The sequence below is a fragment of the Anaerolineales bacterium genome (assembly GCA_030583885.1).
In the GTDB taxonomy this organism is placed as follows: Bacteria; Chloroflexota; Anaerolineae; order Anaerolineales; family Villigracilaceae; genus Villigracilis.
Map to the genome: position 1 here is coordinate 3,822,218 of CP129480.1, position 23,571 is coordinate 3,845,788.

Consider the following 23,571-nt stretch of genomic DNA (forward strand, 5'->3'; position numbering starts at 1 on the left):
GGTCTCTGCGCTTTCGCCTTGCTTTCAGAAGTATGGTCTTTAGACCACGTTGCCTGGCTCTCTGGTAACCGCTTTGAAACGTACTCGTCCTCGTCAGCGTTTTTGGTTTATGTTGGGCGGGATTGTATGACGGAGGGGTGGATGTGTCAAGAGGAAAATGACTATGAGCTTTTTGATTCAAAAAAAATGTTCAGTCGCATAAGATGAGATAAACCTCCCCTAAAATAGGACCAGAGAAAAGTAGAAGACTTGAGCTTGCCCCGATACAGTAGACATGAAAAATGTCAATATCTAGCGGGCTTGAAAGAACAGGAGCAGGATCATGGACGAAAAGAAAATAGGCAGATCGAACGTGAATCGATCCCCATACGTCAAATGTACCATGTGGCGCTGGTCTCCTCGGATCGAGGTACGAAGCGTCCTGGCGGTTTTTTTTACCGGGATGATTTCGACAAAAAACAGGCGTTCGACCTGCTGGAAGGAGCAACTCAACGACTCGCTCACCGCGCCGCAGATCAGGAATGGCAAAACATAATCGCAGGGTAAAACAGGAGGCTCGCAAGAACAGTGTCCTGGGGATGGCAGTGAAAAAAGGTAAACGTCCTGCATAGCATCAGACAATGGATTGAATCAAAATCGGGACATCACGTCCCGATTTTGATTCAGATGCAATACAACTCTACACGCAAGGTCAACCAGGCCGTTTCATATGTTCTTAAAGAAACTATGCCAGCAAAACCGCCTGGGCGGATTCAAGCTGTTCATAGATCGGGATAATGCCGGGGATACCGGTCATTTCCAAAACACCTTTCACATCCGAAGTCGGATTGAGGAGGACCATTTTTCCACCGCGGCTGGCAAGGGATTTGGCGTTCGTGGTCAGCATGCGGATGCCGATGGACGCAAGGTACTCCACCTCCGACAGGTCGACAAGCACGCGCACATTCTGCCCGGAGCAATAGACTGCAAACCTGAGGTCAACCTCGTTGACGCCCATGACATCCAGCCTGCCGGTCAATCTGATCAATCGGATGTTATTATCCAGTTCACCGTATTGAAGGTCCATGGTTGTTACCTGTCATCTGAGAGTGACACTATTATATTAAACCCGGCCCAATTCTTTGTTAACAACAGGTTATGGTTCTGGGACGGGGGGAAATCCATGCAACAGTCATTGACAGTAGAACATTTGTTCAAGTAAAATAGCTGGGACAAGGAAAAGCCAATGCCCATTCAAACATCTGACATTCAATTGAATGTGAACAGCCAAAAGGTCAATGCCTATCTCGCCTCCCCCGCGAGCGGCGGACCAGGCGTTCTGGTCCTGCATGCCTGGTGGGGGCTGAATCCGTTCTTCAAGCAGACATGCGACCGCCTCGCAGAACAGGGATGTACCGCGCTCGCGCCCGACCTTCGCAACGGCCAAATTGCCGAGACCATCGAAGACGCCAAGGAGTTGATGGAAAAAAGCGATGGTCAACTTGTTGGCGGCGCTGTCATGGCAGCAAAGGATCATCTGCGCAAACTTACGAAAGGCAGGATCGGCGTGATCGGTTTCTCGATGGGCGGAGCCTGGGCGTTGACAATTGCCTCCACCACGCCAGATCAGGTCGGCGCGACGGTGCTCTTTTATGGTAATGAGGATGTGGATGTCAACAAGATCACATCGAAGGTGATGGGACATTACAGCGATAATGATGAATGGGAGTCAAATGAATGGGTGCATAAAAAATTCGGGGAGATGAAAACTGCCGGAGTAGATCACACGCTTCACATCTACCCCGGAGTTGCCCATTGGTTCATGGAAGATGATCGCCCCGAATATGATCCCGCTGCCGCGCAACTGGCGTGGGAACGGACGATTGAGTTCCTGAAGAAAAATCTATAGCTTCCCAGCAAACAAAAAGCGCAGGTCATTGATCGATATTGCCACCAAATTACTCACCACAATCGACACGATCGCAAGGGCCAGCCCAACGAAAATAAAACTTTTTCGCAGGGCTGGCCTATTTGCCAGTATTTGATACCCCTGCCAAAAGCCGATCACACTAAGGATCATTAAAGATGGCACAAAATCTTCCATATACCGCATTGCGGCCCAAAAAAACGTCATAAGGAATCCAAAAGCTGATAGGAACACAGCACTTAAAGTAATGGATATCCGGCTATAAAAATGTCCATCTTCCATGTTTGTGTGCGCAAGCGAGGAGAATTTTTCAAGGCGGGTTGAAAACAGAGTCAACATTGGAATTATGGAAAAAACAATAAAGGGGGCCGTATAGAGCAATCCTGTAATCTGCTGGGATGTATACAATTCAGGCAATGGGTAAGTATGGAATACCGCTTCGTTACTTCCATTCTCCACAATAAAGAATGGGAATTGCGCTTCGAATCGAAATGGGTTGAGCAGGTAATTATATACATTCTGCATAATATATATCGGTTTGAATAAGTCTTGATGGACTTCTTGAATGTAAAATCCGGCCATTTGGTAATACAAACCGAATTCGGTGATGGAACCAAATCGGGCCCAATTATACCAACCCAAACTGGCCGCACAGAATAACAAGGGCGAAGCGAAGGAAAGCAGGCTTAGTCCTTTTTGAAACGGATTATCATAAGATCTTAATATCCAACATCCGACCATGGCTGTCACTACGCTGATTGGGATCAGAAGAAGAAACCTTGTACCAATAGCCAGAGCAAAAAAAGTTCCGGCGAGCAAGAGATGCAGCCTTGAGGTCTCACGGCTTAATAGTGTAAACACAATAAAAAGCCCGCCCATGAAAAAGAATTACCCTCCGGATATGGCCGCCTCATAAATCCTAGCACCTCTATAATTATTAAGCATAAATGCAACAGGACCAACAACTCCCGTTAAAAAAATTGAGAGACCCAATATCCATTTTGGATGTTCGAAGAAAAAACGATCCCAAATGTAAACAAGGATGAAAAATTGCGCCAGAAATATTCCGCTCATAAAACCAAACACAAGTTGCAAATCGCCCACCCTGCCGCCATGAACAGATCCAATAACAAGAAGGATCAAAGCCGGGACGGGTCCCCAGTATAAATAATATCTTCCATTGTAATAAGACATGTCGGGCAATACATCTATCCCTACCCGAGAAGATGGGTCATACGGGTTCATAAGTTCAGCCAATAACGGGTCCGGCTGGGTTGGAATGTGCAATTGTCCGAGTTGAAAACCTCTCGCCAGATTAGCATAATAACGAGTCGGCGAGACCCATTCCACCCACGTGCCTGAACTTACAAACCAGATGTAGATCACGATGATCAGCGGAATAATTGGAAATATAAACCCATATTCGCGCAAGAAACGCAATATAAAAGCTGAACTTTGGTATTTTTCCAGCCACAACAAAAAATCATTAAATTGATCAAGATAACGATAGAATAGTAAAGCACTCATCGTCAAGAAGATACCAATAATCAGTACAGCCATCCGTACCCTGCTCCAATTGCCTGGATTTCTATCCAGACCAATTGCCTCAGCAAAAACTGCCACGCTCACAAAAAACAAGCCAATAGAGAATAATATCACCGGCGCGATTATCGTTTTTTTCATAGGGCAAAATATACCATAAGAGAAGAGTACCAAATGGAGCACGCAACAAGGCCAATTTTCAAGGTGGTGCAATGGATGCGTAGTACAATATGTGAATATTACAAGTCACAGGAGTTAAACTATGGCAGAAAATTTTGATGTCGTTGTCATCGGCGCGGGACCTGCGGGCTACGTTGCCGCGATCCGCGCCGCGCAACTGAAGCAGAAAGTCGCGATCGTGGACAAGCAATGGATGGGCGGCGTTTGTTTGAATATCGGCTGCATCCCGTCCAAGTCCCTGCTGAAGAACGCGGAAGTGGCGCATACCCTGCGCGAACGCGGCAAGGATTTTGGCTTTTCGTTCGAGAATCTAAAACTGGATTACAGCGTGGCGGTCAAACGTTCGCGCCAGAATTCAGACCGCCTGACCAAGGGCGTTGGTTTTCTGATGAAGAAGAACAATATCGCGGTCTTCATGGGCGAGGCGAAGTTCAAGGCAAAAGACACGCTCAATGTGACCGATCAGGACGGCAAGGTCACCGAGCTCAAGGCGAAGAACATCATCGTCGCCACCGGCGCGAGCGCGATGGTTCCGCCTGCGTGGAAGGTGGACGGCAAAAAGGTCGTCACCTACTGGGAGGCGATCCTTCAGGATACCCTTCCCAAGTCTGTCGTGGTCATTGGCTCCGGCGCGATCGGTGTGGAATTTTCCACGATCTGGAGCGCCTACGGTGTGGAGGTGACCATCGTCGAAATGCTGCCGCGTATTGTCCCACTGGAAGACGAGGAAGTTTCGAAGGAACTTGAAAAGGAATTCAAGAAGCGCAAGATCACCATTATGACGGGGCATAAGGTCGAATCCGTGGAAGCCGCGAAGACGGGTGTGCGGGTCAAGGTGTCGGCGGAGGGAAAGGAAACGGTCCTGGAAGCAGCCCAGGCGTTGGTCGCGATCGGTTTCCGTCCCAATTCAAAGGGGTTGGGCCTCGAAGAAGTCGGCGTGAAGATCAACGAGCGCGGCTTTGTCGAAATCGACGAAAAGATGCGGACCAATGTGCCCGGCATTTGGGCGGTTGGCGATGTGACAGGCAAACTCATGCTCGCGCACGTCGGCTCAACGATGGGTATTGTCGCCGCCGAACACATCGGCGGACATGAAACCGTCACACTCGATTACGAAATGATGCCGCGCGCGACCTATTCCTATCCGCAGGTCGCGTCGTTTGGCCTGACGGAAGCACAGGCAAAGGAACGCGGCCATGAGATCAAGGTCGGGCGCTTCCCCTTCCAGCCGAACGGCAAGGCACTCGGGCTCGGCGATTACATGGGCTTCGTCAAGATCGTGGTGGATGCAAAATACGGCGAGATTTTGGGCGCGCATATGATCGGTCCCGAAGTGACCGAATTGCTCCCAGAACTGACCCTTGCCCGCATGATGGAACTCACAGCACACGAGATCGCGCGCAACGTCCACGCCCACCCCACGCTTTCCGAGGCGATCATGGAAGCGGCCCACGGGGCAGGCGGAAGTCCAATCCATATCTAGCGAAATAAAAAAGAGCGGATGCAAAACAGCGGTTCTTTTTTGTTTTATTAATTTCCTCCCCATATTTGTCTAGTCAACTTGAAATTAAAGTTGGAGTGTGCTATTAACAATGGAAGAATAAATCCATAAGAAGGTTGTACAGTATGCACCGCGAACGAGTGTCTGAAAATGTATTTTGGTTCCAAAGTGAAGTCTATGCCCAGGTGACGGCGGGCGTGATTGTGGGTCCGCAATGGGCAGTGGTGATTGATACCCTCGCCCTCCCCGAAGAGACCCTTGGTATGCGGGAATTCATCGAACAGGAATTGGGGGTACAAGTCCGCTATGTGATCAATACCCATTACCATGCCGACCACACCTGGGGCAACTGTTTCTTTCCCGGCGCAACCGTCATCGGTCATGCGAAGTGCCGTGAATATCTGATGGAAAACGGCATTCCCTCCTTGGAAAGTTCCCGCAAACAGGACCCAAACCTGCGACAGGTAAAGATCGTTCCTCCCCACCTGACATTTGCTTCCGGTGAAATGGCAATGCGAGTCGGGAAGAAGAATCTCGTCATCTCCCAGTCCTTCGGTCACAGCAATGACGGCATTTCGGTGCTGGTGGAGGAGGACCGTGTGTTATTCGCAGGCGACGTCTTTATGCCTCTTCCCTACATCGTGGACGGTGATGCGGACGACATGCTCGCCTCGATCAAACGTATCGGGCGCATGGGGCTGGAAAACATCATCCAGGGACACGGCGATATCATCCTGCGCGGCGAAATAGACGCGGCTGTCAAAGAAAACATGAGCTATTTGAACAATATCAAAAAAGCCGTAAAATCCGCGGGAAAACGCAAGAACGTGGATGAGTATCTGGAAGCGATCACCATTGAGGACTGCGGCAAAAGCCGCGTTTATCTTGGGGGCCTGGCAGAGACTCTGCACCGCCGCAACCTGCGGGCATTGCACCGCCGGATGAACGAAAAGTAAGATCAGTTGCACGCCAGATTTGCTTCATGACAAAACACCGCATCATACAAGTCCCATCTTACATGATGTCATTTTCCGAGGGACCCTTCTCCGTATCCATGTTATCCGGACGCAAACAGGAAACCAATGATTGCCTTATCCGTTCTTTCCGTCTTTGGAGCAGCCCTGGCTGTCTCGTTATTTTTCCGTCGAGGACATAGCCTGGCGGGATGGCTAATCGCGCTGCTCCCATTCAGCCTGACCGTGTACTACACAAGCCTGTTACCGCGCACCGCGTCTGACGGGCCTGAATCCTTTGCTTATGACTGGGCTTCCGAGTTCGGCGCCCGTTTCTCGTTTCGCGCAGACGGATTGAGCCTGTTATTTGCCCTGTTAATCAGCGGCATCGGCACGCTGGTTGTCATCTACGCAGGCAGTTATCTAAAGAAAAATAAAAATCTGGGAAGATTCTATGCCTGGCTGTTGATCTTCATGGGAGCCATGCTCGGTGTGGCACTTTCAGATAACCTGCTGCTCCTGTTCATATTTTGGGAATTAACAAGTTTCAGCTCCTTCATTCTGATCGGCTTCGAGCATGAAAAGGAAACCGCGCGTGCATCTGCTTTGCAAGCCCTGCTGGTGACCGGTGGCGGCGGACTGGCAATGCTGGCCGGCTTCCTACTGCTGGGACAGGCAGGCGGCACATTCGAACTTTCCGCGCTTCTCTCCCAGGGGACTGAGGTTCAAGCCAGCCCGCTATATTTATCGGCGCTGATTCTAATTTTGCTGGGCGCATTCACCAAGTCCGCGCAATTCCCCTTCCACTTCTGGCTGCCCAATGCCATGGAGGCGCCGACCCCGGTCAGCGCATACCTGCATTCCGCAACCATGGTCAAGGCGGGCATCTATTTGCTGGCACGCTTGAACCCTGTACTGGGCGGAAGCGACGTATGGATGTACGCCGTTGGCGGCATTGGAATGACCACCATGCTCGTCGGTGGGTATCTCTCGATCCTGCAAACCGACCTGAAACGATTACTGGCCTACTCCACACTCAGCGCGCTGGGGACATTGACCATGCTGATCGGCCTGGGTACGCCACTGGCTCTCAAAGCGGCCATGGTCCTGCTGCTGGCACATGCATTATATAAAGGTGCAATGTTCCTCGTTGCCGGCATTTTGGACCACGAAACCGGCACACGCGATGTGACCAAACTCGGCGGACTGTTGCGCGCAATGCCCGTTACCGGAGCAGCGGCGGGAGTGACGGCCTTGTCCATGGCGGGCCTACCGCCTTTATTCGGTTTTATCTCAAAGGAACTTGTCTACGAAGTGGGTCTCGAATTCAACTGGTGGCTGATGGCTGCGATCCTGTGGATGGGATTGTTCACAGTATTCGTCGCCTGGGTTGTGGGAGCGGGTCCATTCCTTGGAAAACAGACGGATACACCGAAGAAGCCGCATGAGGCGCCGTTCAGTATGTGGATCGGACCCGTGCTGCTGGCAGGCCTGAGCCTGCTCGCGGGCGTCTTCCCCGGTGCGGTAGGCAGTGCCTTGATCTCCTCGGCAGTTTCCAGCGTCGCAGGTGAAGCGGTCAAGGTCAAACTGGCGCTGTGGCATGGGATCAATCCAGCGTTTCTGTTGAGCATTGGCACGGTCATTGCGGGCATCGGGTTGTTTGCTGTCAGAGATCCCCTGCGCAGTGCATTGAGTAAAATAAAATGGAAATGGGGTCCTGCATATTTCTATACACGCGCGCTCGATGGAATGAATTCCCTGGCCCTGTCCCAAACGCGTTTTTTCCAAAGCGGCTACCTGCGTTATTACCTGCTTATTATTGTGTCCACTGTAGTGGCAGGCGCTGGATATGCGCTCTTTCGCACGAATGGACTGCGCCTGCCGGCAGCCACATTGGATATTCGCTTTTATGAACTGGCTTTGGCGCTCCTGATTCTTGGGGCAGCGCTGGCGGCTGTTGTATCGCCATCGCGTCTGGGCGCAATTGCGGCGTTGGGCGCGGCAGGGTACGGTGTAGCGCTGATCTTTTTGCTATTCGGCGCGCCGGACCTGGCAATGACACAGTTCGCCATCGAATCCTTAACCGTCATTCTCTTTGTGCTGGCCTTCTATCATTTGCCAAAATTCCAAAAACTCAGCCCGAAGTCATCGCGGCTGCGTGATGCTGTCATAGCCCTGCTGGCCGGCGGATTAATGACAGCCCTGGTGTTGTTTGCGGTAAGTGTTGAGATTTCGCCGTCCATCTCCCGCTATTTCGTGGAAAACTCAGTGCCGTTGGCGCATGGGCGCAATATCGTCAACGTGATCCTGGTGGATTTCCGCGGTCTGGATACGATGGGAGAGATCACCGTATTGGGGGTGGCCGGCATCGGGGTATACGCCCTGCTCAAACTTCGCAAAGGGAAAGGGCATGAATGATGAAAACTGACTCCCTGATCCTGCGCACGATGGTTCGATATCTCTTCCCGCTTCTGCTCCTGTTTTCGATCTTTATTTTCCTGCGTGGACACAACGAACCGGGCGGTGGTTTTATCGCCGGTCTCGTGGCATCCGCCGCGTTCGCGCTTTTTTCGATTGCCTGCAGTTCAAGAGAATCTCGTGAGGTGCTGGGAGTTGACACGCGCCTGCTGATCGGCGTCGGGCTGTTGATCGCCCTGCTCAGCGGGTTGATCGGCGTTCTGGCGGGCCAGCCATTTCTGCGCGGGATGTGGACGTATCTGCCCATTCCGGGCGTCAAGATCGAAATCGGCACACCCCTGCTCTTCGATACTGGCGTGTTCCTGGCGGTGGTGGGAGTGACACTGACCATTATCTTCGCGCTGGAAGAGGTGGAGTAGCATGGAGATCGTTCTTGCCATCGTCATCGGCGGGTTATACGCTGCTGGAATTTACATGATGCTTCGCCGCAGTCTCGTTAAACTTCTGATCGGGCTGGGCCTGCTCAGCTATGCGGCAAACCTGTTGATCTTTACCGCTGCAAGATTGACGCGCGCCAATTCCCCGGTCATCTCTGAAGGCGAAACTGCTCTGGCGCTGCCCTACGCCGACCCACTTCCGCAGGCGTTGATCCTGACAGCCATTGTGATCGGTTTCGGTGTTACGGCGTTTGCGCTGGCACTTTCATACCGGGCGTATAAATCCGTTGGGACGGATGATCTGGACAAAATGAAGGGCACCGATACATGAATCTGCTCCTGCCATTTCCCATCATCATTTCCATGCTTACGGGCATCACTGCGCTGCTCACATATCGATCACGGACGGCGCAGCGCTGGTTAAGCGTGATCGGCTCTGCCGCTCTGCTGGGTTCGACAATCTGGCTGTTGGTTGAAGTGGAACGGAACGGCATCCGCGCCACGCAGATCGGGGGCTGGCCTGCTCCGTACGGCATCACACTGGTGGCGGATCTTTTCAGCGCCATCATGCTGGTGCTGACGGGGGTCATCGGCTTCACTGTGGCAGTCTTCTCGCTGGCAACCACCGATCCTGCGCACGAAACCCATGGCTTCCATCCGTTATATCACTTCCTGCTCATGGGCGTGTGCGGCGCATTCCTAACCGGCGACCTGTTCAACCTGTACGTCTGGTTCGAGGTCATGCTAATGGCGTCCTTTGTCCTGCTCGCGCTGGGCGGTGAACGCGGTCAATTGGAGGGCGCGATCAAATATGTCACGTTGAACCTCGTGGCTTCCGCCATCTTCCTTGCCGCCATCGGTTTATTATATGGTCTGGCTGGCACCCTGAACATGGCAGACCTGGCGGATAAATTTTCGAATGAACTCAGCAAGGATGAATCGGGGTTGATCACCACCCTGGCGATCCTGTTTCTGGTCGCATTTGGGATTAAAGCCGCCATCTTTCCGTTGTTTTTCTGGCTGCCCGCCTCGTATCACACCCCGCCGGTGGCTGTTTCTGCCCTATTCTCCGGACTCTTAACCAAGGTTGGTGTGTACGCGATCATCCGCGTATTCACCTTGATCTTCATCCAGGAGACCGGCTTCACGCACACCCTGATCCTGTTCATTGCAGGCCTGACAATGATTACCGGCGTGCTGGGCGCGGTCGCGCAATACGACATGCGCCGCCTGCTTTCCTTCCACATTATCAGCCAGATCGGTTATCTCTTGATGGGGTTGGGATTATTCACAGTGTCGGGGCTGGCTTCGGCTGTGTTTTTTACATTCCACGTCTCGATTGCCAAGACCGCGCTATTTTTTGTCAGCGGCGCATTACACCACCTGTATGGAACTTTCGACCTGAAAAAGCTGGGCGGCGCATATCAAAATCTGCCGGTGCTGGCAACACTCTTTCTGATCTCATCTCTCGCATTGGCTGGCCTGCCGCCCCTCTCCGGCTTCTTTGCAAAACTCGGCCTGATACAGGCCGGCCTTGCACAGGAGAGCTATGGAATCGTTGCGACCGCGCTCGGCGTCAGCATCCTGACCCTCTTTTCCATGATCAAAATATGGAATGAGGCATTTTGGAAGCCCTTGGCGAAAAGCGACGAGATCACCGAACCTGCCAGACTTGCCGGCGGTGGAACATGGACGATTCTCATCGCTTCCATCGCGATGCTGGCAGCGGTTACACTGATCATGGGTCTGGGCGCATCCCCGATATTTGCCCTGGCGTTAAGGGCGGGTGAGCAATTGATGAATCCCACCGCCTATATTCAGGCTGTCATGGAGGCTGTAAAATGAATTACACCCTATTGAATATTGTCCTGGCGCTGACCTGGGCAATGCTTAACGGTGAAATTAATCCGGTCAATTTAATCGTCGGATTTGTAATCGGCTATCTCATTCTCTTCACCGCCCGCCGCGCGCTCGGGCCATCGCCGTATTTCGGCAGGGTATGGAAGGCGATCCGTTTCGCAATCTACTTTTTTGGGGAACTCTTTCGCGCCAATTTCAAACTGGCATATGATGTGCTGACACCGCACATGAATCTTATGAAACCGCGCATCATCTCCGTACCGCTCGATGTGACCACCGATGCCCAAATCACAGCACTTGCAAATCTTATCTCGCTGACCCCGGGTACCCTCAGCCTGGATGTGTCATCAGACAGGCGGGTGCTTTACATACACTTCATGTATGCGGAAGACGCAGACACCGCACGGCGCGAAATAAAAAACGGGATGGAACGCTGGGTTCGGGACCTGTCCTCGAAGGAAAAGGAATGATTTGCCTATGAACCTGAACATGGTGTCATACGGTTTGTTGATCCTCGCCTTCCTGCTCGCCTTCCTCAGGATGATCCGAGACCCCAACCGAAACCACCGCATCATGGCGCTGGACCGCGTTGTGGCGCTCGACCTGATGGCAACCCTGTCCATTGGTTTCATGACTTTATACGCCATTGAAACCGGGAAAACCCTCTTCCTGGATGTGGCCATGGTGCTGGCGTTGATCGCCTTCCTCGGCACGGTGGCATTTGCGCGCTATCTTGAAAAGGGAAGGTAGAAACATGCTTTCGCAAATCCTGACGTTAATCGGCGCCTTTTTCATGTTTGTGGCGGCTTTGGGGGTGTACCGTATGCCGGACCTGTACATGCGCCTGCACGCGAATACGAAATCCGCAACCTTTGGAGTGGGTTTTTTACTGCTCGGCGCCGCCACCCATTTTTCGGATTTTGGCATCAGCATCAGCGCACGCGCACTGGCGATCATGCTCTTCCTCTTTGCCACAGCGCCGGTTGCCGCACATATGATCGGGCGTGCAGCGTACATTGCAAAAGCGCCTCTCTGGGAGGGGACATTGAGCGACGATTTGAAGGAACAATACGACCCTAAAACTCACGAACTGGCCGCACAGGCGGAGCTCCAAAAATCTAAAACAAAAAAACATGGAGATAAACGAACCAAATGAGTTACGTCATCGACTCGATCATCATCATCGCTACAATTTTGGGGCTATGGTGGGGCGCGGTCTGGGTGGTGGAAGCCGCCTCCCGCATCGCCAAGCGTCTGGGGGTTTCCGAATTAATCATCGGCTTGACGGTGGTCGCCATGGGGACCTCCGCCCCGGAGTTCGCCGTCACTGTGGGGGCCGCCTTGAAGGGACAGGGTGATATTTCCATCGGGAATGTGGTTGGATCCAACATCTTCAACCTCGGTTTTATCCTTGGCGGCGTGGCGCTGGTGCGCGCCATCACCACCACCCGCTCGCTTGTCTATCGTGACGGCATCGTGATGATCGGCATTACCTTCCTGCTGTTATTCTTCCTAAGGGACCTGACATTGGAACGCTGGGAGGGAGTTGTCCTGTTTCTGCTCCTCTTTATATATATCGGGTATTTGATCTACAGCCGCGAACCGGCAGGAGAGGAACTGCCCGAGGGTGACTTCCAATGGATGGACATCCCCCGCCTGCTGGCGGGGCTGACGCTGATCGTGACAAGCGGACACTATTTGGTCGAATCAGCCTCCAGTCTGGCACGTGCTTTCGGCGTATCGGAATGGGTGATCGGCGTGACCATCGTCGCCGCCGGCACATCCGCACCTGAACTGGTGACATCCCTCATCGCCGTCCTGCGCGGACATTATGGCATCTCCGCGGGCAACCTGATCGGCAGTGACATCTTCAACCTGCTGGGTGTGCTGGGGCTGGCTGCGATCTTAAGGCCCATGAGCATTGACCCGAGCGCCTACTCAAGCCTGTACATGCTCTCGGGCATGGTTATTCTGGTGGTGATCATGATGCGCACTGGCTGGAAGATCTCCCGCTGGGAGGGCGGACTGCTGGTCCTGATCAACATCATCCGCTGGGTCGTGGATTTCCAGCGGTAGGATTAAATTCAATACAAATAGGTCGTCGGAGACTGCCGTCACCGCCAATAAATAGAGAGCTCCAAATCCCCGGCAGCATGCCATGAGGTGACGGTCATTTTCCATTTGATCTGTCACCTCTTGCGCTTTATCACATCGAATACTTAATATGGCAAATTACTACTCAAAGGCATTTTCAGGACTTCCCCCATTCCAGCAAGGCGGCTTGGATTCGCTTTGCGGTCTGTACAGCATCATCAATGCCGAAAGGATCATCAATCGTTCGTCGGATGAAGAAACCCAGCAGTTGTTCGACGACCTGATCCATTATCTCTCGCGTCGCAAGTTGTTGAGCAAATTCCTGATCGGCGGGATCATTCACAGGGAGATGCTGGTGATATTAAGAAAAGTGGTGGGGAAGAGGCGCATCTCGAACGTGCGGATCCCCTTTCGTGGCGTGCCCAACCCGGACCTGACGACATTCTGGAAATCCATGCAGTATTTCCTGGACGGCACACCCGGGCGTTCCATCATCCTCGGCCTGCAGGGCTATCATGATCATTGGACGGTGATCGAAAAGATCACAAATCGCTCCATTCTGCTCTACGATTCGTCGCTGATCAAACGCCTGCCACGCGCCGAATGCACGACTGTCTACGCCACGTGGAAGCGCAAACACCTGCTCTATCCTGCGCAGACGTATTACCTCTCCAATGAAGTGCTGGACATCAGCCAGTATGATTATTAGAGGTATCGATGAAAAATGAAAACCTTGAAATACTTCTTTCCAAACTATCAAAGGAGGAATACTGCTATCTCACCACCAGGGGGCGTAAAACGGGCAGGTCGCATGAGATCGAGATCTGGTTTGGGGTTGAGGGGAATTCGCTCTACCTGCTCTCCGGCGGCGCGGGAAAATCAGACTGGGTGAAGAATCTGCGCGCGGACCCAAATGTGACCGTGCGGATCGCACAATACAACTTCACAGGCACGGCACGTATTGTTCGGAACATCAGGGAAGAGTCAACAGCCCGCCCGATGTTGGCGGCCAAATATCAGGGCTGGCAGGAGGGACACGAACTTAGCGAATGGGCGCGGGATGCATTGGCAGTGGGGATCGATTTGATTTCCATCGTCAAAGATTAAGCCTTCCATTAGACCTTAACATTTTTTTCTCCCTTGTTTCAAACCCATGGTATTATGAAATTGAAGGGAGAGACATATGAATCTACTTGATGTCCGTTTATTGCAACAGGTCAAAGGCTATCCGTGCCTGACGATCATCCTGCCCACGCACAGGACTTCACCCGATAACCGCCAGGATCCCCTGCGGTTGAAAAACCTCATCGGCGAAGCCACCAACCGCCTGCTAAGCGAGTTCAGCAAACGGGAGGCCGAGGCGCTGTTGAAGCGTCTCGAAGACCTGACCAGCGGAATCGACTTCGCCCGTACGCTGGACGGGCTGGCGCTGTTCGTCAATCAGGATTTTGCGCGTGCATCCATCCTGCCGTTCACGGTCAAGGAAAGGGTTGTAGTCGATAAGACCTTTGCCACGCGCGATCTGGTCTATGCGCTCAACCATTCCGTGAGATATTGGGTGCTGGCGCTGAGTGAGAAGCCCACCCGTCTGTTCGAAGGGACGAATGACACACTGGAGGAAATTCAGGAAAAAGGCTTTCCGATGGTGCATGAAGGTCCCGGCGGAGAAGCCCCCCTGCCCGGCGGATTCGGTGTGCAGAAATCCGCGTACCGCGATGAATATTTTGAAAAATTCCTTCGCAAGGTGGATGCCGCGCTGAAGAATGTCCTCGCAGAGGACAACCTGCCCGTCATCCTCGTCGGCGTGGACCGCCACCTTGCCTTCTTCAACGAACTGACCGCTCACGGGAATTCCGTCATCGGCTCGGTGACGGGCAGTCATGACAAGACATCGCCGCACGAACTCGGCAAACTGGTTGCGCCTCTGCTGGAAACGTATTTGGACGACAAACGCAAGGATGCGCTCGCCCAACTGGACAAGGCAACCAGTGAGAAGAAACTCGCCTCGACCATCGGGGACGTTTGGGTGCTCGCCCATGAAGGACGCGGCGACCTCCTGCTCGTCGAAGACGATTTCCACTACCCCGCCCGCCTCGATGAAAGCGGGAAGAATATCATCCCAACCGAAGATACAACCGCGCCCGATGTCATTGACGACGCCGTGGACGAGATCATCGAAGAAGTGTTGAATAAAAAAGGGAAGGTCGTTTTCCTGCAAAACGGACAATTGAGCGATCACGGGCGCATCGCGCTTGTATTGCGGTATTAATCGCCAAAAACAGACCTCCGAGGTCTCAAAAACCTCGGAGGTCTGTTTTTTTAACTCAACAACTCTCCCCATCCTCACCCACATAACAATAGTCGCCCTGAAACAACTGCCAGTCGTGCATGATTTTTTCCAACTCTTTTAAATACGGCTGGATATCCGTGCCGCTGACCACTCGCTCGTTGTTCTTAATCACGGGCAGGGCATGTCCATCACCGAACATCTTGCGCACCTGTGCAGGCTCTACGACGACGCGGTCATAGCCCAGCACCATCTCGCGGAACTCCGCTTCGATGGCATCCGCTTCGTCACTTTTTAATTCGCGATACAGAATGATCATCCAAACCTCATTTACAGATTATACTCAATGAATTCGTTTGAAATTCACAAACAACGATCCATCCAATCCAAACTTTAGAGGTGAACCATGCAAACAGTAGACCAGGCTTTCCCAGACGGCAACATCACAAAACCTCCCCGCAAAAAATTAGGATGTGCCTTCGCCCTGCTGCCCATCGGTGCTGTGATTCTATTGGCAGTCAGCATTTGGTACGGTTACTCAAGTTATCAATTCGTCAGCAACGGCGTGAAAGTGGAAGCGGCAGTGGTGCGGCTGGAATCCTCGAGCTCCGCTGATTCAGGCATCACCTACTCCCCCGTTTTCCGCTACACGGTGGATGGTGTCGACTATGAATACGAGAGCGTCAATTCATCCAGCCCACCCACCCACGAGGTCGGTGAAGTCTCCACTCTGCTGTATAACCCCAACAACCCCGCCAAGGCGCGCGAAAATTCCTTCTGGGAACTCTGGCTCATGCCCATCATCCTTTGCCCAGCTTCCATTATGATGCTCATGCTCTCCATTGTGATCCCAATGTTCGTGCGCGCCATGCCACAATAGACGTCCGCATTACTCCCTTGTAAAAAATCCCGCAGGTTTTTGATCCTGCGGGATTTTTGATTCACTCTTTCGTGATCAACCTGACCTGGTTATCGTAGAAGAGATAATCCCATGCCCAGTTGAACATCACAATGATGCGGTTGCGGAAACCGATGATGCGGTAGATGTGCAGGAAGACCCAGATGACCCAGGCGATGAATCCGCTGAAGGAGATGCCGAAGATGCGGGCGACGGCTGCATTGCGCCCAATCGTCGCGAGCAGGCCGGGATCCTTGTAATGGAACGGGAGCGGTTCGCTCCCTGAGGCCATGCGGCGCAGGTTCTTCGCAGTGGCATGTCCCTGTTGGATGGCGACGGTGGACAGCATCGGCAGGGGTTGACCATGTTCATCGAGCAGGAAAGCGGCGTCTCCGAGGACAAAGGCGTCGGGAAACCGAGGCAGGTTCAAGGTCGGGGTGACGCGCACGCGTCCCATGGCGGCTTTTTCCACATCCATTGAGTCAACGATCTCCGCGGCTTTCGCGCCGGCCGTCCAGATCAACGTCTGTGTTTCGATGCGCGAGCCGTCGCCCAGCACCACGCGTTGACCGTTGAAATCCTGCATTTTGGTATTCAGGCGTACATCCACTTGTTTGCGCTGTAAAAGTTTGAGCGTGGCATTGCGCAGTTCATCGGGATACGCGCCAATGAGGTGTGAGCCCGCTTCGAGCAAAATAACACGCGCCTCTTTGAGATCCAGGCTGGGATAATCCTTGCGCATGACATGCATGATGAGTTCGCTGAGCGCGCCCGCCGTTTCCACGCCCGTCGGTCCGCCGCCGACGATGACGAAGGTGAGCACGGCTTTGCGTTTTTCGGGGTCGCCTTCATGACTCGCATGCTCGAACATGGTCAGCAGGTGGTTGCGAGTCTTTACAGCGGTATCGAGATCTTTGAGCTGCAAGCCGTGTTTTTCGAGCGCGTCGAAGCCGAAGAAATTGGTGCGCGCGCCCGCCGAAATGACGAGGTAATCATAGGCGATGGCAGAGCCATAGAGTTTGACGAATTTTTTTGTGAAATCAATCCCGGTCACTTCGCCCATTTGGAAGGTGAAATTTTTCTGCCCCCGGAAAATGGTGCGGACAGGCTGGGCGATCTGCGAAGGCAGCAAGCCCGCGATCGCAACCTGATACAGCAGGGGCTGGAAGAGGTGGTGATTGTTTTTATCGATCAGCGTGATGCGCACGGGGGCGTTCGCCAATCCGCGGGCGGTTTCGATGCCCGCAAACCCTGCGCCGATGATGACGATGTGGGGATGGTTTTTTGTGTTCATGGTGACCACTTTGCATTAATTAAATTGTGAATTTTATCACTACAATTATAGCCAAATTGGTCGTATTTGTAAATATTTTCACGATAGGATGTTGGTACTACCCCGTAGATACGGGTCGCCCCTCCGAACAAAAAAGCCTCCCGTTTTAGATTGCAGGAGGCTATTCCGCGCCAAGATACCGCTGCGCGGCTTCCAGGAATTCCTGCGCCTGATGGATCATTGTCGTCACAATGCCGATCTCGATATCAGGGTCAAAGGCGTAATCCCCGATCTGCCTTTGGTCGAACGACGTGAGCAGCCAGCAGTGAAACTTTGGATCCAATTCGCTCGTTTTTGCAAATTGCTGTCCGTAGGCGGCAATGACATTTCCATTGTTTGCCGAACTGGGAGCCTTTCTCATTCAGCAGGGCTTCGGCAGTATAAAACATGGCGTAATAGGCGCGTCCAGCGGCAAAATCAATTTTTCCGTTGGTTGCCAGAATTTCCGCCGCTTCGATCGCGTCCACTGCGCGGGCGAATAACTGACGGGTGGTCTCCTTCATGCGGGAATCCCCTCCGCGCGGATGTTATGCAATACGGGCAGGCCTCCCGTCTTCCACTGCTTTTCCTTCATGAACGTGCGGCTGATGGTTACGTTGTATTTCAACGAAAGGTCGCTCGCCAGTTCCGCCGAACAGACAAGTTCATCCCAGGCACGCCGGTAATCGTCCAATACGATCATCACGTCCAAGTCGGAGTTCTGGTTGTAATCCCCGCGCGCATACGAGCCGAACAGGAGGACCGCCTTCAAACGGTCGCCGTACAAGCGGGATAATCCCGACTTCAGTTCTGCCAGCAGGGATTTGGTGTCTATCGCCATATGGCAATTATAAACCGATTAACGAATGGAAAAGCCCCCCGCTTCTGACTACGGGAGGCTTGGTTCTACATATTGGGTGGATATTACCGCCAGAAATATTGGGTGAAGGGAATCAAGCGCAGGGCAACGTCAAGCAGGATGCCAAGCATAAAGAGCGAGCCAAAGGAACGGTTATTGCGAAAAGCAATGGGTGCGAAGAAGAGCGGCCAGCCGCCCTGTCCGTCGGGGAAGCCTTCGGGACGGGTATCAGGCTTGGGCTGGGTCAGCGGCGGGATGCTCTGCCGCAGGGCAGGGATGGCGAAGAGTACGATCAGCATGAGGGGGGTGAAGAATTTTGTCGCGATCAAATATACAGTGAAGAGATACGGTAGCACCATCATGGCGATGACGGCATAACGCGCGGCTTTTTCACCGATCATGACAGGCAGGGTGTGGATCTTCTTGTCTTTATCCACCTGGATCTTGTCGATATGCTTGCCGAAGATGACCGTGGTCACGCCAAGCACATACGGGAGGCTGGCGATCACAACCGACCAGTTCCAGTGCTCTGCCAGCACATAATATCCGCCGCCGATCATGAGCGGGCCCCACACCAATAACACGGCAACTTCACCGAGACCCAGTCCCTTGAGGGGCCAGGTATAGAAAAGAACAAAGAATGAGCCGAGCGCGAGCAGGGTCCAGGTGGTACTACTAAACCCGGTATGCCAGATGAGATACAAGCCTGCAATCACGGCAAGAAAACCGGTCACCGCAAAATAGGTCAGGTGCTGGCGCTGGGTCATCAGGCCGGAAGCGACGGGCTGGGCGCCGTACATCGTGCGGTAGTAGTTGTCCTTGTCCACGCCGCGCACGAAGTCCGTGTAGTCGTTGAAGATGTTATTGGCGGCATGTGCCATGATGAGACCGAAGACCAGCGCGAACCACGGCACGAAACTGAATGCGCCATCGCGCCACGCGAACAGTCCCGCCAGCGCTGCGGAGATGAAGGTCATGATGAGGACGGCTGCGCGGGTGGAGATCAGCCATTTGGAGATCACATCGAGGCGATCCCATTCATCCTTCGAGACTTCGGGAATGACGTTCAACGCCTTTTTCCACATTGCAAAATTCATTTCTGGTACACTCCTTGAGGATTTTTATAAATTATATCCAATTTATCCACTTCGGGCGGAGTTGGGTGCGTTCGTGGAAGTAAAAAGTGGAATGGAGGTGCGGATCCATTCCACTTCGGATCTGTTCTCTGGACAGTGCTACAGCTCGCTGGTCATGATGAAGAGCGGCTTCATCTCGAAGTTTTCGTAGATGGGTCGGTAGCGGTCGGTGTCGTAGAAATGCTGCACATCCACGACCTTCTTTGTGGCGGTCACCACATCGAGCGGCACATTATCGTAGCGTCCATTTTTCAGCACGACCAGACGCCCGTGAATGCCCTTCAGAAACAAATCCAGCGCAAGGTTTCCAAACGCCATCGGGACAATGGAATCGATCGCGTCGGGGTCGCCGCCGCGCACCATGTAGCCAAGTTTTTGATTGATCACATCCACCGTTTTGCCTTTGTTGAACTTCGGCGAAATTTCCTTGATCTGCGAGGAGACCAGATCGCCGATACCGCCCAGTTTTGCATGTCCATACGCGTCGGTGGTACGGTCTTCAAATATCATCTCGCCGCCCTGGTACATGGCGCCTTCCGAGATCAACAATACCGAATAGCGGCTGGGGTTGGCCTCGCGGTCCTTCGACATCAACTCGGTCAGATGCTCGATATTGAATTTATATTCCGGTATGACGCAGCGGTTTGCCGCTCCAGCCATGGTCGGCAGCATGGCGGTGAAACCCGCATAGCGCCCGAACACTTCAAGAACCATGAAACGCTCATGCGACCCCGCGATGGTGCGCAGGCTGTTGGTTAGCGAGATCGTGCGGGTGACACAGGTGCTGAAGCCGATGCAATAATCCGTGCCGGGCACGTCATTGTCCATGGTCTTGGGAATGGCGATGACTTTTACACCCTCCCGAAACATGCGCACACCATAACTCAGTGTATCGTCGCCGCCGATGGGGATCAAATAATCAATGCCCAAAAAATCCAGGTTCTTAATCACCTCGGGAGTCAGGTCGTTCTTCTCATCCACATATTTTTCGCGAAGATGTTCAGGCATGCTGGATTTTTTAATTGAACTGGGATTGGTGCGTGACGTGTGCAGGAACGTGCCGCCTGTACGCCCGGCGCGGTTCACGATCTCTTCGGTCAATATTTGATAATTATTGCTGTTGTCTGCGTTTTTATCGCGGATGACATCCACCAGCCCGCCCCAGCCGCGGCGAAGCCCGATCACCTGGTAGCCCTCGCGCAAAGCCCGGATCGTCACTGCGCGGATGGCGGGATTCAACCCCGGCACATCGCCGCCCCCGGTCAAGATTCCAATAACGCCTTTCTTTTTGCCTGCCATGGTCACCTCTTTGATTTCGATGATTATACCCGCCAACCATCAGGCGGAAAATGCCCTGCGATAGGCCTGGATGATATCCTCCCATTTTTGGACGGCGTCATGGTCAATGGTCTGGAATTCCGGATGTGCTTCAAACCAGGCCAGCGAGCGGCGCACGCCTTCGTTCCATTTCACTTCGCAATGATAATCGGGCACAAACCGTTTGATCTTGCCGTTATCGAACACCACGCTGTTGGATTTATCGCCAATTAAACTCCCAACGGCATGTTCATCGAAGCGTGCAATAAAATCGCTCGGGATGTGGATCACGTTCGGCTCCAGACCGAGAGCTTGATACGCTTCGAGATAGATCTGACCCCAGCTGAGAACTTCATCGGACGTGATGTGGAATGCCTCGCCTGTCGCGTTTTGATTGCCCAGCAACCCGAGCAGACCTTTGGCAAAATCCGCGTTCCAGGTCAGCACCCAAAGGGAGGTACCATCCCCGGGGACAATGACGGGCTGTCCCCGCTTCATGCGCTGGATCAACGTCCATGGATGAAGCCAGCTGCCATAGATGAACGGGATTTGCGAAGGTCCGTAGGTATGCGAAGGGCGGATGATGGTAACGGGGAATCCGTTTTCACGATACTCCCTCATCAGCAAGTCTTCGCAGGCGATCTTGTCCCGCGAATACTCCCAAAACGGATTTTCCAGCGGCGTCTCTTCGGTGATCAGGTAATTTTTCACCGGCTTTTGATAGGCACTGGCAGAGGAGATGAACACGAACTGGCCGGTCTTATCGCGGAACAGGGACAGGTCCCGTTCGATGGCCTGGGGGGAAAAGGCAATGAAGTCCACCACTGCGTCAAAGCGATGACCCGCCAGGAGCGCGGAGAGATGCGTCGAAGCAGCGTGGATATCTGCCTGGAGGACAGTCGCACCCTTCGGTGCAGGATACTTCGCCGAGGCGGAGCGATTCAAAAGGAAAAGCTCGTGATGGTGTTCCACGGCAAGGTCGGAACACGCAGAGCTGATCAATCCGGTACCGCCGATGAAAAGTAGTTTCATTATCCTTCTCCTGGTTCGGGGAGGGGCTGCACGGATGCACGATGCGCCCTGATATTTTCGACCCAGAAGATGATGAGTGCCAGCCAGATGATGCTGAAACCGATCAGGCGCGTGTGATCGAAGACTTCCTTGTAGATGAAAACGCCGATGAGGAATTGAATGGTGGGGGCAAGATATTGCAGGATGCCGACCATGTTTAAAGGAATCTGTTTTGCGGCCGAGGCGAACATAAGCAGCGGGATGGTGGTTACGATGCCTGCGCCGATCAGGAGCAGGTCCACCCGCAGCCCCTCGTGCAGGAATGAGCCCACTCCGCTGGATTGGATATAGGCGAGATAGATCAGGGCAACGGGAAAGACAATACCCGTTTCGAGAGCCAGGCCATGGACGGAGCCGAGAGACGAGAGCTTCTTCACAAATCCATAAATACCGAAGGAGAATGCCAGCGAGAGGGCGATCCAGGGCAGGCGCCCATAGGTGACCGTGAGATAGATCACGCCGACTCCGGCAAGCGCAATGGGAATCCATTGTGTGGGACGCAGGCGTTCGCGCAAAAAGACCACGCCCAACAGCACGCTGAACAACGGATTGATGAAATATCCCAGGCTTGTTTCGATGATAAAGCCCGCGTTGACACCCCAGACATAGATCAGCCAGTTGACCGACAGCAAAATGCCCGCGATCGCGTACACCCCAAGTGTCTTTGGCTTGAATGCCGACGAACGAAATGCATTCCACTGACCTGCAAGCATGATGTAGGCGGCCAGCAGGATGAACGACCAGCCGATGCGATGCCCCAGCAATTGCAGTGCAGGGACCTGTTGCAGCAATTTCCAGTAGATGGGGAAGAATCCCCACATGGAATACGCGGCAATGCCGCTCCAAATGCCTTTGCTCATTTTGCTCCTTTATACCTATCGTACGCGTGTCGAAAAATGACCCTGCCAGTCCAGCGGCAAGGTCATTACTGAGTGTATTGTGCAGGCTCTTACAACTTTCGTAAATACCACTTGCCTGAAACCACTTCATTCACATCGCGGGCAAAATCCCCCGCCGTGGCGTACCGTTCGTGCGGGTCCTTTGCCATGGCTTTCGCCACCACCTCCTGCCACACGGCGGGAATGCTGGCTTTCACCTTGCGAATGTCCGGAATCGGCATCTCCACATGCGCATTGATCAAGGCGGTGGTCGAGTCACTTGAAAAAGGGAGTTGTCCCGTCAGCAGGCGGTACAACACGACACCCAAGGCATATACATCCGAACGGCCGTCCACCTGGTCGCCCTTCACCTGCTCGGGACTCATATATGCGGGCGTCCCCACAAGCCACTCACCGTCATCATCGGTGATCGTTTTGGACTTTGCGATCCCAAAATCGGAAAGGAAGGCTTCGTCGGTTGAATCGAACAAAATGTTGGACGGCTTGACATCGCGGTGGATGATATTCTGCGCATGAGCCGCATCCAGCGCCTCGGATATGCGCTTGAGGATGTGCGCCATTTCGGTGAGTTTCAACTCGCCTTTGGCAAGCCTGTCATCCAGACTCCCCGCGGACATATACCGCATGACGATATAGGGCTGTTCGCCATGCCAGCCGAAATCATAGATGGGAACAATACACGGATGTTCCAGCGCAGCGATCACCTCGGCTTCGCGCTGAAAAAACTCCCGATAGATCTCGTCCAGCGTACGGCTGTACATCAATACTTTAACCACCACCTGACGCTGGATGTATGGATCACGCGCCAGAAAAATGACGCCCATGCCGCCCTGTGTCAATTCAGTTTCAACTTCGTAACGTCCAATTTGTGATATGCTCATCATCTCTTAACCACTATGCG

The 23,571-nt window shown here is 53.1% G+C and carries 27 protein-coding genes; 15 read left to right on the forward strand and 12 right to left on the reverse strand.

Annotated features, from left to right (window positions below; genetic code table 11):
* Nucleotides 1-724 precede the first annotated feature (724 nt).
* Nucleotides 725-1,066: an STAS domain-containing protein gene (locus tag QY332_19125; protein WKZ35728.1), complete on the reverse strand. Its 342-nt coding sequence runs from the start codon at nt 1,064-1,066 to the stop codon at nt 725-727.
* Nucleotides 1,067-1,225: 159 nt separating this feature from the next.
* Between QY332_19125 and QY332_19130 the strand changes: the two genes are divergently transcribed.
* On the forward strand, nt 1,226-1,888 hold the full coding sequence (locus QY332_19130) for a dienelactone hydrolase family protein (protein WKZ35729.1): 663 nt from the start codon (nt 1,226-1,228) through the stop codon (nt 1,886-1,888).
* Here QY332_19130 and QY332_19135 read toward each other — a convergent pair.
* Together QY332_19135 and QY332_19140 are read right to left on the reverse strand one after the other, a co-directional pair.
* Complete coding sequence (locus tag QY332_19135) at nt 1,883-2,785, reverse strand: hypothetical protein (protein ID WKZ35730.1); 903 nt, start codon at nt 2,783-2,785, stop codon at nt 1,883-1,885. The two genes, QY332_19130 and QY332_19135, sit on opposite strands and share 6 nt — an antisense overlap.
* A gap of 9 nt (nt 2,786-2,794) precedes the next feature.
* On the reverse strand, nt 2,795-3,589 hold the full coding sequence (locus QY332_19140) for a hypothetical protein (protein WKZ35731.1): 795 nt from the start codon (nt 3,587-3,589) through the stop codon (nt 2,795-2,797).
* Nucleotides 3,590-3,710: 121 nt separating this feature from the next.
* On the opposite strand from QY332_19140, the gene lpdA reads away from it, so the two are divergent.
* The 13 genes from lpdA (at nt 3,711) to QY332_19205 (ending at nt 15,160) form a co-directional block, all read left to right on the forward strand.
* Nucleotides 3,711-5,111, forward strand: coding sequence for a dihydrolipoyl dehydrogenase (lpdA, locus tag QY332_19145; GenBank protein ID WKZ35732.1), 1,401 nt, complete (start codon nt 3,711-3,713; stop codon nt 5,109-5,111).
* A 143-nt stretch (nt 5,112-5,254) separates the two neighbouring features.
* On the forward strand, nt 5,255-6,085 hold the full coding sequence (locus QY332_19150; protein ID WKZ35733.1) for an MBL fold metallo-hydrolase: 831 nt from the start codon (nt 5,255-5,257) through the stop codon (nt 6,083-6,085).
* 126 nt (nt 6,086-6,211) lie between these two features.
* Entirely contained in the window at nt 6,212-8,500 is a 2,289-nt protein-coding gene (locus QY332_19155) for a putative monovalent cation/H+ antiporter subunit A (protein ID WKZ35734.1), read from the forward strand.
* Entirely contained in the window at nt 8,497-8,919 is a 423-nt protein-coding gene (locus QY332_19160) for a Na+/H+ antiporter subunit B (protein WKZ35735.1), read from the forward strand. The genes QY332_19155 and QY332_19160 overlap by 4 nt, the downstream gene beginning before the upstream one ends.
* 1 nt (nt 8,920) lies before the next feature.
* On the forward strand, nt 8,921-9,268 hold the full coding sequence (locus QY332_19165; protein ID WKZ35736.1) for a Na+/H+ antiporter subunit C: 348 nt from the start codon (nt 8,921-8,923) through the stop codon (nt 9,266-9,268).
* Nucleotides 9,265-10,782, forward strand: a complete 1,518-nt coding sequence (locus QY332_19170; protein ID WKZ35737.1) for a Na+/H+ antiporter subunit D — start codon at nt 9,265-9,267, stop codon at nt 10,780-10,782. The genes QY332_19165 and QY332_19170 overlap by 4 nt, the downstream gene beginning before the upstream one ends.
* Nucleotides 10,779-11,267 carry a Na+/H+ antiporter subunit E gene (locus tag QY332_19175; protein ID WKZ35738.1) on the forward strand — a complete coding sequence of 163 codons (489 nt, stop codon included), beginning with the start codon at nt 10,779-10,781 and terminating at the stop codon, nt 11,265-11,267. Before QY332_19170 ends, QY332_19175 begins: the two co-directional genes overlap by 4 nt.
* A 7-nt stretch (nt 11,268-11,274) precedes the next feature.
* Nucleotides 11,275-11,547: a monovalent cation/H+ antiporter complex subunit F gene (locus tag QY332_19180; protein WKZ35739.1), complete on the forward strand. Its 273-nt coding sequence runs from the start codon at nt 11,275-11,277 to the stop codon at nt 11,545-11,547.
* A gap of 4 nt (nt 11,548-11,551) precedes the next feature.
* The gene (mnhG, locus tag QY332_19185) at nt 11,552-11,953 is read left to right on the forward strand and encodes a monovalent cation/H(+) antiporter subunit G (GenBank protein WKZ35740.1); all 402 of its coding nucleotides are present in this window, start codon (nt 11,552-11,554) and stop codon (nt 11,951-11,953) included.
* On the forward strand, nt 11,950-12,873 hold the full coding sequence (locus QY332_19190; protein ID WKZ35741.1) for a calcium/sodium antiporter: 924 nt from the start codon (nt 11,950-11,952) through the stop codon (nt 12,871-12,873). The genes mnhG and QY332_19190 overlap by 4 nt, the downstream gene beginning before the upstream one ends.
* Nucleotides 12,874-13,021: 148 nt before the next feature.
* Nucleotides 13,022-13,600, forward strand: a complete 579-nt coding sequence (locus QY332_19195; GenBank protein WKZ35742.1) for a hypothetical protein — start codon at nt 13,022-13,024, stop codon at nt 13,598-13,600.
* Nucleotides 13,601-13,608: 8 nt separating this feature from the next.
* The gene (locus tag QY332_19200; GenBank protein ID WKZ35743.1) at nt 13,609-13,998 is read left to right on the forward strand and encodes a nitroreductase family deazaflavin-dependent oxidoreductase; all 390 of its coding nucleotides are present in this window, start codon (nt 13,609-13,611) and stop codon (nt 13,996-13,998) included.
* Nucleotides 13,999-14,074: 76 nt separating this feature from the next.
* On the forward strand, nt 14,075-15,160 hold the full coding sequence (locus QY332_19205; GenBank protein ID WKZ35744.1) for a hypothetical protein: 1,086 nt from the start codon (nt 14,075-14,077) through the stop codon (nt 15,158-15,160).
* Nucleotides 15,161-15,215: 55 nt separating this feature from the next.
* Here the strand turns inward: QY332_19205 and QY332_19210 are convergent, their stop codons facing one another.
* On the reverse strand, nt 15,216-15,497 hold the full coding sequence (locus QY332_19210; GenBank protein ID WKZ35745.1) for a hypothetical protein: 282 nt from the start codon (nt 15,495-15,497) through the stop codon (nt 15,216-15,218).
* A gap of 87 nt (nt 15,498-15,584) precedes the next feature.
* On the opposite strand from QY332_19210, the gene QY332_19215 reads away from it, so the two are divergent.
* A complete protein-coding gene (locus tag QY332_19215; protein WKZ35746.1) occupies nt 15,585-16,058 on the forward strand; it encodes a DUF3592 domain-containing protein in 474 nt (157 codons plus the stop codon).
* A gap of 61 nt (nt 16,059-16,119) precedes the next feature.
* On the opposite strand, the gene QY332_19220 is transcribed toward QY332_19215, so the two are convergent.
* From QY332_19220 to QY332_19255, 8 genes are all read right to left on the reverse strand, one after another.
* Nucleotides 16,120-17,370, reverse strand: coding sequence for an NAD(P)/FAD-dependent oxidoreductase (locus QY332_19220; protein ID WKZ35747.1), 1,251 nt, complete (start codon nt 17,368-17,370; stop codon nt 16,120-16,122).
* A gap of 160 nt (nt 17,371-17,530) precedes the next feature.
* Nucleotides 17,531-17,770, reverse strand: a complete 240-nt coding sequence (locus tag QY332_19225) for a hypothetical protein (GenBank protein WKZ35748.1) — start codon at nt 17,768-17,770, stop codon at nt 17,531-17,533.
* Between the two features lie 138 nt (nt 17,771-17,908).
* The gene (locus QY332_19230; protein ID WKZ35749.1) at nt 17,909-18,229 is read right to left on the reverse strand and encodes a nucleotidyltransferase domain-containing protein; all 321 of its coding nucleotides are present in this window, start codon (nt 18,227-18,229) and stop codon (nt 17,909-17,911) included.
* 83 nt (nt 18,230-18,312) lie between these two features.
* Complete coding sequence (locus QY332_19235; GenBank protein WKZ35750.1) at nt 18,313-19,344, reverse strand: prenyltransferase; 1,032 nt, start codon at nt 19,342-19,344, stop codon at nt 18,313-18,315.
* A 138-nt stretch (nt 19,345-19,482) separates the two neighbouring features.
* Nucleotides 19,483-20,682: a 6-phosphofructokinase gene (locus QY332_19240; GenBank protein WKZ35751.1), complete on the reverse strand. Its 1,200-nt coding sequence runs from the start codon at nt 20,680-20,682 to the stop codon at nt 19,483-19,485.
* Between the two features lie 39 nt (nt 20,683-20,721).
* The gene (locus tag QY332_19245; protein WKZ35752.1) at nt 20,722-21,732 is read right to left on the reverse strand and encodes an NAD-dependent epimerase/dehydratase family protein; all 1,011 of its coding nucleotides are present in this window, start codon (nt 21,730-21,732) and stop codon (nt 20,722-20,724) included.
* Nucleotides 21,732-22,631 carry an EamA family transporter RarD gene (gene rarD / locus QY332_19250; GenBank protein WKZ35753.1) on the reverse strand — a complete coding sequence of 300 codons (900 nt, stop codon included), beginning with the start codon at nt 22,629-22,631 and terminating at the stop codon, nt 21,732-21,734. Before rarD ends, QY332_19245 begins: the two co-directional genes overlap by 1 nt.
* A gap of 89 nt (nt 22,632-22,720) precedes the next feature.
* A complete protein-coding gene (locus tag QY332_19255; protein ID WKZ35754.1) occupies nt 22,721-23,554 on the reverse strand; it encodes a serine/threonine-protein kinase in 834 nt (277 codons plus the stop codon).
* Nucleotides 23,555-23,571: the final 17 nt, after the last annotated feature.